This window comes from Priestia sp. MDV22-iso46 (assembly GCF_058629175.1).
The window spans coordinates 216098-228371 of sequence record NZ_JBZVWT010000002.1; the positions used below are offsets into that span (position 1 = coordinate 216098).

At 38.8% G+C, this 12274-nt stretch carries 13 protein-coding genes and 5 tRNA genes; 15 read left to right on the forward strand and 3 right to left on the reverse strand.

The features are described 5' to 3' along the window. Positions 1-16 precede the first annotated feature (16 nt). Positions 17-382, forward strand: coding sequence for a G protein-coupled receptor family protein (locus AC4NPH_RS13000; protein WP_013059205.1), 366 nt, complete (start codon positions 17-19; stop codon positions 380-382). A 40-nt stretch (positions 383-422) separates the two neighbouring features. On the opposite strand, the gene ispG is transcribed toward AC4NPH_RS13000, so the two are convergent. After that, positions 423-1526 (reverse strand): flavodoxin-dependent (E)-4-hydroxy-3-methylbut-2-enyl-diphosphate synthase, encoded by a 1104-nt coding sequence (gene ispG, locus AC4NPH_RS13005; RefSeq protein ID WP_201763664.1) that lies wholly within the window; start codon positions 1524-1526, stop codon positions 423-425. A gap of 151 nt (positions 1527-1677) precedes the next feature. After that, positions 1678-2010 carry a hypothetical protein gene (locus AC4NPH_RS13010; RefSeq protein ID WP_013059203.1) on the reverse strand — a complete coding sequence of 111 codons (333 nt, stop codon included), beginning with the start codon at positions 2008-2010 and terminating at the stop codon, positions 1678-1680. Positions 2011-2086: 76 nt separating this feature from the next. On the opposite strand from AC4NPH_RS13010, the gene AC4NPH_RS13015 reads away from it, so the two are divergent. Then, positions 2087-2887, forward strand: a complete 801-nt coding sequence (locus AC4NPH_RS13015) for an MFS transporter (RefSeq protein ID WP_491938783.1) — start codon at positions 2087-2089, stop codon at positions 2885-2887. Between the two features lie 33 nt (positions 2888-2920). Further along, entirely contained in the window at positions 2921-3298 is a 378-nt protein-coding gene (locus tag AC4NPH_RS13020; protein WP_491938784.1) for a hypothetical protein, read from the forward strand. 147 nt (positions 3299-3445) lie between these two features. On the opposite strand, the gene AC4NPH_RS13025 is transcribed toward AC4NPH_RS13020, so the two are convergent. Next, complete coding sequence (locus tag AC4NPH_RS13025) at positions 3446-4237, reverse strand: DUF1189 domain-containing protein (protein WP_064472135.1); 792 nt, start codon at positions 4235-4237, stop codon at positions 3446-3448. A gap of 347 nt (positions 4238-4584) precedes the next feature. Between AC4NPH_RS13025 and AC4NPH_RS13030 the strand changes: the two genes are divergently transcribed. From AC4NPH_RS13030 to phoU, 12 genes are all read left to right on the forward strand, one after another. Then, positions 4585-5070 carry a DUF456 domain-containing protein gene (locus AC4NPH_RS13030; protein ID WP_013059199.1) on the forward strand — a complete coding sequence of 162 codons (486 nt, stop codon included), beginning with the start codon at positions 4585-4587 and terminating at the stop codon, positions 5068-5070. Positions 5071-5132: 62 nt separating this feature from the next. After that, positions 5133-5207 (forward strand) — tRNA-Asn (locus AC4NPH_RS13035). A 1-nt stretch (position 5208) separates the two neighbouring features. Beyond that, positions 5209-5282: transfer RNA gene (locus tag AC4NPH_RS13040), tRNA-Met, on the forward strand. A 40-nt stretch (positions 5283-5322) separates the two neighbouring features. Continuing rightward, positions 5323-5397 (forward strand) — tRNA-Asn (locus tag AC4NPH_RS13045). Between the two features lie 3 nt (positions 5398-5400). After that, positions 5401-5477, forward strand: a tRNA-Ile gene (locus tag AC4NPH_RS13050). Positions 5478-5488: 11 nt separating this feature from the next. Beyond that, positions 5489-5581 (forward strand) — tRNA-Ser (locus tag AC4NPH_RS13055). A gap of 197 nt (positions 5582-5778) precedes the next feature. Then, positions 5779-6387 (forward strand): superoxide dismutase SodA, encoded by a 609-nt coding sequence (gene sodA / locus AC4NPH_RS13060; protein WP_013059198.1) that lies wholly within the window; start codon positions 5779-5781, stop codon positions 6385-6387. Positions 6388-6516: 129 nt separating this feature from the next. Beyond that, complete coding sequence (locus AC4NPH_RS13065) at positions 6517-7794, forward strand: MFS transporter (protein ID WP_013059197.1); 1278 nt, start codon at positions 6517-6519, stop codon at positions 7792-7794. A 161-nt stretch (positions 7795-7955) separates the two neighbouring features. After that, positions 7956-10133 carry a peptidoglycan D,D-transpeptidase FtsI family protein gene (locus AC4NPH_RS13070; RefSeq protein WP_025601560.1) on the forward strand — a complete coding sequence of 726 codons (2178 nt, stop codon included), beginning with the start codon at positions 7956-7958 and terminating at the stop codon, positions 10131-10133. A 143-nt stretch (positions 10134-10276) separates the two neighbouring features. After that, positions 10277-10399 carry a hypothetical protein gene (locus AC4NPH_RS13075; RefSeq protein WP_255286092.1) on the forward strand — a complete coding sequence of 41 codons (123 nt, stop codon included), beginning with the start codon at positions 10277-10279 and terminating at the stop codon, positions 10397-10399. Between the two features lie 368 nt (positions 10400-10767). Then, entirely contained in the window at positions 10768-11565 is a 798-nt protein-coding gene (gene pstB, locus AC4NPH_RS13080; protein ID WP_370506071.1) for a phosphate ABC transporter ATP-binding protein PstB, read from the forward strand. Positions 11566-11587: 22 nt separating this feature from the next. Continuing rightward, positions 11588-12247 (forward strand): phosphate signaling complex protein PhoU, encoded by a 660-nt coding sequence (gene phoU / locus AC4NPH_RS13085; protein ID WP_013059193.1) that lies wholly within the window; start codon positions 11588-11590, stop codon positions 12245-12247. The last annotated feature ends 27 nt before the right edge of the window (positions 12248-12274 follow it).

Consider the following 12274-nt stretch of genomic DNA (forward strand, 5'->3'; position numbering starts at 1 on the left):
AAGCGAGGGATTAAGCATGGAGAATGAAGAACAAAGGCGTAGAAAAGATGTATATGAAGCTGATTTCATGGAAGAAACTGCAGCTGAAGTGGGCGTTCCTTACCGAGTAGGAGAGCCTCATGCAGAGCGTGAAGTTATAGATATTGATCGCAATCGCAATCATGAAGTCGCTGGACGAGGAGAAGGAACGGGATACGGTCGTTTCGCACTCGTGCTTTCGATTCTTTCACTATTCTTTTTACCAATTATTCTTGGTGCCGCTGGGATTATTCTAGGGTTTATCGCACGCAGAAAAGGAGCACTTACGCTAGGAGCATGGGCAATAGGGATCGGAGTTGTATCGATTATTGTCGGTACGTTTATATTACCGTTCTTTTCATAAAAAAAAAGCGAGGCGCATATGCGCCTCGCTTTTTTTGGGGTTATGATTTAGCTGCAGCTTTTTCAGCTTCTTGCTTTGCGTGATATTCAGCAGCAATTTTATCAATTTCTTTTTTTAGTTCCTCAACCATTGTTTCTTCAGGAACTTTGCGTACGATTTCGCCTTTGCGGAATAGTAGACCTTCACCGCGTGCTCCTGCAATCCCGATATCAGCTTCACGAGCTTCACCAGGACCGTTTACAGCGCAGCCAAGTACCGCTACTTTAATCGGTGCTTTTACAGTTGAAATATACTCTTCAACTTCATTAGCAATGCTAATTAAATCAATTTCAATACGTCCGCAAGTTGGGCAAGAAATAAGAGTTGCAGCATTGGAAGCTAAACCGAATGATTTTAGCAATTCGCGCGCAACTTTTACTTCTTCTACAGGATCCGCACTTAAAGAAATACGTAATGTATTTCCGATTCCTTTAGATAAAATAGCGCCAAGACCTGCTGCACTTTTTACAGTTCCTGCAAATAATGTACCCGATTCTGTAATTCCTAAGTGAAGAGGGTAGTCAAATGCTTGAGCAGCTTTTTCATAAGCTTCAATTGCCAAGTTAACATCCGATGCTTTCATTGACACGATGATGTCATGGAAATCAAGGTCTTCTAAAATTTTAATGTGATGAAGTGCACTTTCTACCATGCCATCTGCTGTCGGATAGCCGTATTTATCTAAAATACGTTTTTCAAGTGAACCAGCGTTAACTCCAATACGAATTGGAATATTTTTAGCTTTTGCAGCATTTACAACAGCTTCCACTTTTTCACGGCGACCTATATTACCAGGGTTGATACGGATTTTATCCGCTCCGCCTTCAATTGCTTTTAATGCTAAGCGGTAGTCAAAATGAATATCCACAACTAATGGAATGTTAATGCGTTTTTTAATTTCAGGGATTGCATCTGCTGCGCGCTCGTCTGGACAAGCAACACGAACAACTTGGCATCCTGCTTCTTCTAAACGTTTAATTTCTGCAACCGTTGCTTCAACATCATGTGTCTTAGTGGTTGTCATACTTTGAATAACTAACTCGTTGCTGCCTCCGATTGTTAAATCTCCAACTTTAACCGGGCGTGTTTTTGTACGATGTATAATTTCACTCACGTGATAATCTCTCCTTCAAAATGAAATCAAGAATTTGAATTCATTAATAGAATAACTCTTTATGAACAAAATAACTAGTAGAAAGTACTACCTTAGCTATTTTAACAATGACTATCCCATCTTGACAAGAAGAATGCTGTCATTACTTGTAAATAGGGAACTTATACGTTTTTCCAATTTGAATATCCTCAGGCGCTGTACCGTTATTTAACTTTTTGAAGTCTGTAATCATTTGGTTCATAGAAACCGGTATCGATTTTTTTGTAAGCTCCTCAATGACGGACAAAACTGTATCGCCTGGCTTAATTTTTATTTTTGTATAGGTGGAAGAAGAGCTGGCGGCTTTTGTTTCTGCAGGCTGCGCTTTGCTGACTTGAACTGCTTCAGTAGCAGTGGGAATGGTCCCGTATTTAATGTCGTAGTGACAAATATATCCGATAAAAGCGAAAGCGGCTAATGCACATAGCTTTTTCATTATGCTCCTCCTTCATTCTTTTGCTTATGTGTAAAGTCTATGCTTGTCTTACTTAAATATGATTGGAGAACGAAAATTGAAAGAAAAATTAATGATTGTTTCATTAGGCTTATTGCCTTTAATCATGGTGCTGGGAAATTCCATGCTCATTCCTCTGCTGCCAAGCATTCAAAAGTCACTTCATTTAAACGGAGTTCAAACCAGTTTGATACTGAGTGCATTTTCGATTCCAGCCGCATTGTGTATCCCTGCTGTAGGGATTTTATCAGACCGGTATGGGCGTAAAAAGTTAATCATATATTCACTCGTCATGATGATAATAGGTAGTGTCATCGCTGCTAGTAGTGCTTCATTCTCTTCTGGAAGCTTTGCTGTGTTGATGGCAGGCAGAGTCATTCAAGGGATTGGAGCTGCAGGTACTACAACGTTGGCAATGGCATTAACTGGAGATGTATTTACAGGGGAAAAAAGAGCAAAAGTCCTCGGGATTTTAGAAGTGTATAACGGAGTTGGAAAAGTGGTTGCACCGATAATTGGAGCATCGGCAGCACTCGTCGTATGGTATGCCGCGTTTTTTGTCTATCCTTTAGCTGCAGGTGCTGCTTTAGTAGGTATAGTGATGTATGTGAGAGAAGGGAAAATAGGTTCGGATTCAGTATCTGTTCAAGAATATTTAAAGAAAGCCATTGGGATTGTCTATGATAAAAGAAAATCGCTTTTTCCTTTATTCTTTGTCGGGGGATTAGGGTTGTTTTTATTATTTGGCATTTTATATTACTTATCTTTTCTAATAGAGGAAACGTATCATATAGACGGTTTTTTTAAAGGAACCGCTTTTTTATTTCCTCTTGGTGCGATGACGCTCGTTTCTTACTGAACCGGTCAACGCATCAAAACAGATCTAGAGCTCATGAAAAAATTAATGATAGTAGGGATAACTCTTTTATTCCTGATGTTTGGAGTATTAACGATTATTTATACGCTTCCTGTGCTGATGTTTTGTTTGACAGTCGCCTTTGGCGGCTTAGGATTTGTTCTTCCGTGTATTAATATGATGATTACTTCAGCGGCTTCAGACGAAGAAAGAGGGTTTATTGTATCAATTTATGGAACGGTGAGATTTTTAGGAGTAGCGTTGGGACCTGTTGTTTTTGAAGTGTGGATGCATGCTGAAAGGCTGATGTTTGTTTATAGCTTTATTCTGCTCACAGCAGGAGGTTTGTGGGTTTTGTATCAGTTGAAAATTCTTTCTTCTGCAATGGGAAGAAGAAAAGTTGTACCGAAATAAAGAGGCCGAGACTTAACTAAATCACTCCAACCACCAGCTAGAAGCAGCCGCATACATGAAACCTGCGTTCACCATATCAATAAAAAAATCCGAACGAGTTGGATTCTCTATCAAGAATCTAGATTCCTCGTTTGGATTTTCCTTCAACTAAAATACGTTTGTCCCAGCATCTTTATTAGGTTTTACCTTTTTTCTTATAGGAACCCTTGTGACGAGCAACAAGTAAATGAAGAATGTTCCTATCCAGTAAAGAGAGCTATGTAGTGCTAGAGACAAAGAAAAAGCTTCAAAAAGCGTATAAAGCAGTGTGAAGGCTACCGTACTATAAGCGCTCAGTGCCCATAGCTGCTTGAAAGGAAGCTGCTTTTTAGTAATGAGTCCAATCAGTTTTCCAAGATAAGCAAGGCAGGTAATAGAAAGGAAGTTTAGTCCAGATGTTAATACGTACAGTAAAAGCATAGCGATAGGGACAAGTATGTATAAAGAAAATTTTTGTTCGTGCAGCAAGTTTAGCAGTTCATTTTTATCTTTATGATGCCAGTTTAGCAACTCATATGAATACGTTTGTGTTTGTGAATTAGTCGTGATGTAAATTCCATCCTTTAAAAAACCAATTGCATGAGCAGGGGAATGAAACCGTTCAATAGACTGTGAGGGGTTTAAGATAAAAGCGGTACCGTTTGCTTTTTTTGTGAAAGGTTGACTTGACGTAAGCTGTGAGTTTGAAATAGAAAAAGAAGGAACAGATTTCGGAAGATCTGTAGTAGCGATATGATAGCCGTTTACAATCGTCAAAGTCATAAAGAAAAATGTAGGCAGCAAAGAAATAAATGTTAAAAACAGCACAAAGCCAATTGTTTTATTCGTATGCTCAAAGCGAAGCGACCTTATTTTTTTGAAGGAAGTAAAACTCCATGCCATCTTTTTCAGCATGCTCATTGTAAAGCCTCCTCTTATTGAAGATTCTGATTATACCTTATTTTATAGCGAAAATTTAAGGTTTACAATAGATTTTAGAAACCGTTACCAATTACAATGATGCGGTGGAGCGTTTTGTCACAAGCACATCTTATGCGTATATGTACAGGTTTTGCCGTTATTGTTTTTGGGGATATTACGGGCAGCTTCAGGACCGTGCTGTTAATATTGCAGAGGTACACTCGAAAATCATTATTTGAAGAGGTATTCGAAAGTAAAATAAAGGAAGGACTCGTCGTGCAAGGTCTTTCTTTATAGGAGTGATTATTGTATGATAAATAGTAATAATAAAAAGGATAGGTGCGGGCATGGCTATTTTATGTTGGGCATTAATTATCATTAGCTTTGTTGTATCGTTTGTTGGGTTGGTTTATCCCATCATCCCAAGCGTGCTATTTGTAGCTCTAGGATTTGTTATATACGGTTTATTTTATGATTTTAGCTCCTATAGCTGGTTATTTTGGGTGATACAAGGATTGTTAGTTGTCGCACTTTTTTTAGCAGACTATATAGCTAATATTATTGGTGTGAAAAAATTCGGAGGCACTAAAGCAGGTGTTTGGGGAAGTACAGTTGGGCTGCTTGTGGGTCCGTTTGTTATTCCGGGATTTGGAATTATTTTAGGGCCGTTTATCGGAGCGATTGTAGGAGAACTGATTGTTCATCGGACCACAATTAGCAACGCAGTAAAAATTGGAGTAGGTTCGGTTATTGGCTTTTTTAGTGGCGCTATTTCAAAAGGATTTATTCAACTGCTGATGATTGCCTATTTTTTATACGCTGTTTTAAAATAATCTATTGACTTTAGGCTAGAAACATGTTAAATTTTTAATGTCGCTAGTAAATGTTATATTGTTCCACAGTAGCTCAGTGGTAGAGCTATCGGCTGTTAACCGATCGGTCGTAGGTTCGAGTCCTACCTGTGGAGCCATGGCGGTGTAGCTCAGCTGGCTAGAGCGTACGGTTCATACCCGTGAGGTCGGGGGTTCGATCCCCTCCGCCGCTATTTTCCAATTTGCGTTTGTGACATACATAATTCATATTGTTCCACAGTAGCTCAGTGGTAGAGCTATCGGCTGTTAACCGATCGGTCGTAGGTTCGAGTCCTACCTGTGGAGCCATGTGGACCCTTAGCTCAGCTGGTTAGAGCAGACGGCTCATAACCGTCCGGTCGCAGGTTCGAGTCCTGCAGGGTCCACCATTTATAGGGTTGGAGGAATACCCAAGTCCGGCTGAAGGGATCGGTCTTGAAAACCGACAGGGGTGTTAAAGCCCGCGGGGGTTCGAATCCCTCTTCCTCCGCCATACTATTGTCTATTCAAAGCTTCTTTTGAGAAAAAGAAGCTTTTTTTATGTTTAAAAGAATAGCGAATGGGAATTAGGTAAATATAAATCATGGATTAGGAACTTTTTATTTGAAACAGTAGGGTAAATTTGCTAATCTAAACGTATATGGTGCTTTTGCGCCAAAATGCTTACATATTTTGAAGGAGGAATTATTCATGGCTTACAAATTACCAGAACTACCTTATGCATACGATGCACTGGAACCACATATCGACAAAGAAACAATGAATATTCACCACACAAAACATCACAACACATATGTTACAAATCTAAACGCTGCTGTTGAAGGCAAAGCGGATTTAGAAAGCAAAAGTATTGAAGAGTTAATTTCAAACTTAGATGCTGTTCCTGAAGATATCCGTACAGCAGTACGCAATAACGGTGGCGGTCATGCGAACCACTCATTATTTTGGACAATCCTTTGCCCTAACGGCGGCGGTGCTCCAACTGGTGAATTAGCAGACGCTATCGCTAGCAAATTCGGCAGCTTTGATCAATTCAAAGAAGAATTTGCAAATGCAGCTAAAACTCGCTTCGGTTCTGGCTGGGCTTGGTTAGTTGTAAACAACGGCGAATTAGAAGTAACAAGCACACCAAACCAAGATAGCCCATTAATGGAAGGCAAAACGCCAATTCTTGGTCTAGACGTTTGGGAGCACGCTTACTACTTAAATTACCAAAACCGCCGTCCAGATTACATTTCAGCATTCTTTAATGTTGTAAAATGGGACGAAGTTGCTAAGCGTTACGACGCTGCAAAATAAGCTGAAGACGTATTTAAGAGCCAGTAAAGTAATTATTACCTTTACTGGCTTTTTTGTTTTCCAATTCTTTTACATATCTCCTTTTCTTTTTCACACACTAGGTGTAGAAGAGAAAAGGAGTTTTTTGATATGCCTTTATTAAAAAAAGTAGTTGGAGATGTAGAAGTTAGTAAAGATTTACTTTTGCTTTTAATTATAGGCGGTCTTTATGCCTTGGCTATTTCAATTTCCAATTCGTTTGTTAACATTTATCTGTGGAAACAATCAGGCGAATTTTCGGATCTCGCTATTTATAATTTAGCGGTAGTGGTGCTTCAGCCGCTTACGTTTATTTTAGCAGGTAAATGGGCCAAACGAATTGACCGGGTTGTGGTTTTAAGGTTAGGTGTATCTTTTTTAGCTGTTTTTTATATCGCTGTATTAGTCAGTGGAGCTAACGCAGCCGAGTATTTAGTATTGCTTGGTGGACTGCTGGGTATAGGATACGGCTTTTATTGGCTAGCTTTTAATGTGCTAACTTTTGAAATTACAGAACCTGATACAAGAGACTTTTTCAACGGATTTTTAGGGATCTTAAACTCTTTTGCAGGGATGATTGGTCCTTTAGGAGCGGGCTTTGTTATTTCCGCTTTGTATGAATCACTTGGGTATAAAATTGTGTTTGGTGTATCGCTTCTATTGTTTATCGGTGCCGTTGTGCTTAGTTTTTTTATTACAAGACGCGCAGCGGAAGGAGTATACAAATTTAAAGAAGTATGGGCTGAACGAAAAGTTAATAAAGACTGGAATCGAATATTGCAGGCTCATTTCTTTCAAGGGTTGCGTGAAGGTACGTTCATTTTTGTTGTATCCGTCATGGTATTTATTACGACGGGAAGTGAATTAGCTTTAGGAACATATGGACTGGTGAATTCAGCGGTTGCGTTTGTAGGATACTATGTTGCCTCAAGGTTTATTAAGCAAAAAAATCGCCTTCGGTTTATCTTCACAGGAGGCCTCCTTCTCTATGGAGCAGTCTTTTTGCTTATCTTTAACTTATCGTATCCAAAGTTAATTATATATGCTGTTTGTATTGCCATTGCCTATCCTATTTTGTTGGTTCCATTCATTTCTCTAACATACGATGTGATTGGACGAGCGAAAGACGTTGTTTCAAAAAGAATTGAATACATTGTTGTCAGAGAAGTATTTCTGAATATTGGGCGCGTCGTTTCCATATCTTTGTTTTTAATAGCTGTACTATTTTTTGATGAAGCAAAAAGTATCCCCATTTTATTAGCTATTGTTGGAGCAGGGCATACGATCATTTATTTTTGTGTGAGACATATCTCACAGCCTCTGCACAAAAAAGAAACGACTGTTACTCCTCCGGTATTAAATGAAGGAGACGGAGAGTCTCCAGCTTAGAGTGTTGTCAGCTCCTTCATTTGTACTATGGAAAATGCTTCGCTTTTCTTTTAGAATAAATACGTTGTGTAAATAGGCACCTGCCAGGTGTCTATTTATTTGCTAAATGTCTGATTTTATGGTGTTATGGTATATATGTTTTATAAAGTGTAGGTGTTGGTATGAAAAAGAAAAAAAGAAGAAAAAGTCACGTGCCTTTTCGTGTGAACTTACTTTTCTTGACCGTATTTGCCCTATTTTCCGTATTAATTTTGCGGTTGGGACTTGTTCAAATTGTGTACGGTGAGAATTACGAACGAGAAGTCGAAAAAACACAGGACGTTACGGTCAGTACGCCTGTTCCTCGAGGGAAAATGTACGATCGTTATAACCGCGTAATTGTAGATAATACCTCTTTAAATACGATTACATATACTCGTTTTCAAGGAAATACAGCTGAAGAAAGGCTGCGCATCGCTAAAAAGTTAGCTACTATGATCGATGTTCCTTACACCACAAATGTGATTGATATTCCAGAAAATAAAAAGAATAAAGATGCTAAAAATGTGGTAAAAATTACAGAACGCGATATGAAGGATTATTGGATTATGCTTCACCCTAAAGAAGCGGAACAGAAAATTACGCAAGCTGATCGCAAAAAAGTTCAAGATGGTGAAATGACTGATGACGAACTGTATCAACATCAGTTAGACCGCATCTCTAAAAAAGATTTAGAAAGTCTAAAGAGTGATTTAGAAGTTCTCGCTATTAAGCGCCAAATGGAGGCAGGTTACTCTAACACCCCGCAAATTGTTAAGAGCGGTGTGACAAATGAAGAGTATGCCGTTGTAAGTGAGCACTTAGATGAACTTCCAGGTGTTGATACAACAACGTATTGGGATCGCTCATACCCAGAAAACAGTACTCTCCGTACTTTGCTTGGAAATGTATCATCTGCCAACGAAGGACTGCCCAAAGATAAAGTACAGTATTACTTGTCAAGAGGCTATAGCCGAAATGACCAAGTTGGGACGAGCTATTTAGAGAAGCAATACGAAGCCCAGCTCAGTGGTCAAAAAGAAAAAGTTCAATATGTAACAGATAAAAAAGGAAATCTCCTTGATACAATTCAAGTGTCTAAAGGTGAACGCGGCAGTGATTTGGTTTTAACTATTGATATGGAGCTTCAAAAAGCAGTAGAAAAACAAATTACGGACCAGCTTTTAGCCAAAAAGCAAATGAAAGGAACGCAATTTTTAGACCGTGCTTTTGTTATTATGATGGATCCTCACACAGGAGAAATTTTAACAATGGCAGGTAAAAAATACACCATTGATAAGAAGACTGGAGCGCCTAAAATAGAAGATTTTTCATTGGGAAATATTTCAACATCTTATACAATGGGCTCTGTTGTAAAAGGAGCAACGGTTTTAGCCGGCTTAGATTCAGGAGCTATTAAGCCAAACACAGTGTTCGTTGATGAACCGTTAAAAATTAAAGGAACACCGGTTAAAAAATCAGCTGAGGCTGAAGGGCTAGGACCCTTAACGTATTCATCTGCGTTAAAATATTCATCCAACGTATTTATGTTTAAAACGGTAATGGCTATGGCTGGGTTACAGTATCATAAAAACATGACTTTACCGATTAAACCTGATACATTCAGCGAACTGCGTTCTTACTACAGTCAGTTCGGCTTAGGCGTATCAACAGGCATAGACCTTGATAACGAATCAACAGGTGTCCAAGGTGGAAGCGATGTTCCAGGTACGGCGCTTGATTTAGGAATTGGTCAGTATGATACATACACGCCGCTGCAGCTTGTTCAATATACTTCTGCAATAGCTAATGGAGGGTATCGCATTAAGCCGCAGCTAGTAAAAGAAATCCGAAAACCAACGATTAAAACCGATGAAATTGGCGGTACGCAGCATTCATTTGAGCCTGATGTGTTAAATCGTATCACGATGAAAGAAGAATACATTAAAGATGTTCAAAGTGGCTTTAAGCGCGTTACGCAAGAACAAGGCGGTACAGGGTATGCAGCTTTCCATACAGCGAACTATAATCCTGCTGGTAAATCAGGAACGGCACAAGCCTATGAGAAAAACCCAAGCGGAGGGGACCCTATTAAAGTTAATAATTCAAACTTTGTGGCCTTTGCTCCGGCAAATAATCCTGAAATTGCAGTAGCTGTGGTGGTACCATCGGCATTTGTGCCAAGTGCACCAAATACCATTACAAAAGAGCTTGCTCGTTCTGCGCTCGATACGTATTTTGATTTAAAGAAAAAAGGTGAACAAGAAGTAAAAGACCAAGAAGAGAATCAACAGGCTGTCATTGCAAACGACGCCAATTAAAGAGGCTGGAACAAAAACATATTAATTGAAGTTAAGATCCGAACAAAGTTGGTTAAGAATCAACTTTGTTCGGATTTTTTATTTGTAGGGTGAACGTAGATTTCGTGTATGTAGGTGCTTTTAGCGGTTGATTGGAGGGCAAGGTGAAGACTCCTGCAGGAAAAGCGAAGCGACGAGGAGACTCACCGGCCGTTCGTGGAAAGCGAAGTCTTGCACGAAAATCAACAGTGGTGTCGGAAGTAATTCATAGTGGCTTATTTATCTAATTTATCCATCTTTAGATTGAATTGATTTAGTTATGTCTCTACCCCTTCTTTTTTTTGTTAAAAATCTTTACATATATGGTTTTTTATTGAATTTAAGGGTCGTAAGAACTAGTTTTTTACCTAAAAAATACGCAGATAGACCTTCGTTTACAAAAGCTTTACATTGAGTTAAAACACAATTAATAGTCGGCTATTATTCTGTAAGTGTAAGGATTAATAGAAATGATCAAAATAAGGGGAAGCGTTTCGGCTTCTCGTATTTATTTACACTGATAGTAAACAATAGATATTAAATAGACATAGAGAGACTTTTATTGTGCTCAAAACGGTTAAAGACGATGAAGGAGGATTATCCAATGGCAATAACAATGGAATTGACTAATAAAGAAAAAGTAAATACTCCGCAAACAAAAGAAATTGTATATAAAACAAAAGGTTTGAATTTATGGTATGGCAATACACATGCCTTAAAAAATATTGATTTAGACATTCATGCTAACGAAGTTACCGCGATCATCGGTCCATCAGGCTGCGGAAAATCAACATATATTAAAACGTTAAATCGTATGGTAGAAATGACTCCAATTGTCCGTACATCAGGTGAGATTGAGTATAGAGGGAAAAATATTTTTGATAAATCGTACCACGTGGAAGAGCTGCGCACGCAAGTAGGAATGGTTTTCCAAAAGCCAAATCCGTTCCCGAAATCTATTTATGATAATATTGCGTACGGTCCAAGAATTCATGGCGTTCGCAACAAGAAAAAACTAGATGAAATTGTTGAAAAAAGTTTACGAGGAGCAGCTATTTGGGACGAAGTTAAAGATCGTTTGAATCAAAATGCAAATGGGTTGTCAGGTGGACAACAGCAGCGTATCTGTATTGCGCGCTGCTTGGCAATTGAACCTGACGTTATTTTAATGGATGAGCCTACTTCTGCGCTCGATCCAATTTCAACATTAAAAGTAGAAGAGTTAGTACAAGAATTAAAGAAAGACTTCAGCATTATTATTGTTACCCACAATATGCAGCAAGCGGCACGTATTTCAGATAAAACAGCATTTTTCTTAAATGGAGAAGTGGTAGAGTACGCAGAAACAGATAAAATCTTCTCAATGCCATCTGATAAACGCACAGAAGATTATATTACAGGTCGTTTCGGTTAAGACATACAAGGAGATGGGATGAGTGGTTGTACGCGAAAAGTTTCATGGTGATTTAAAGATATTACGTGAAAAATTATTAGAAATAGGGCGCTTAACGCATGAGGCGCTATCAAAATCAATTGAAGCGTTGCAAACAAGCAACGTTGAGCTGGCGCTAGAAATTATCGACGGCGATTCATACGTGGATGACTTAGAAGAAGAAATTAATGACCTAGCTATCTTACTGATCGCAAAGCAGCAGCCGGTGGCTATCGATTTAAGACGTATCATTGTGGCAATTAAAATTGCTTCGGATGTTGAGCGTATGGCAGATTTTGCGGTTAACGTAGCAAAATCAGCTATACGAATTGGAAACGAAGAATTAATTAAGCCGTTAGAACACGTAAAGAAAATGCACGATATTTCGATTGAAATGTTGAGCCTTTCGTTAAAAGCTTATCACGAGGAAGATCTTGTGCTGGCTAAAAAAGTAGCGGAAATGGACGATCAAGTGGATGAACTTTACGGAATAACAATCAAAGAACTTTTAAGTCTTGCTAAAGAAAAGCAGGAGGCTATGAACCAAATTACGCAGCTTTTATTTGTAGCCCGCTATTTAGAGCGTATGGCTGATCATACCACTAACGTAGCAGAAAGCGTATTTTACCTTGTAAAAGGCAAACGCTACGACTTAAACGAATAGTAGAAAAACCTCTTCTAATAAGCGAAG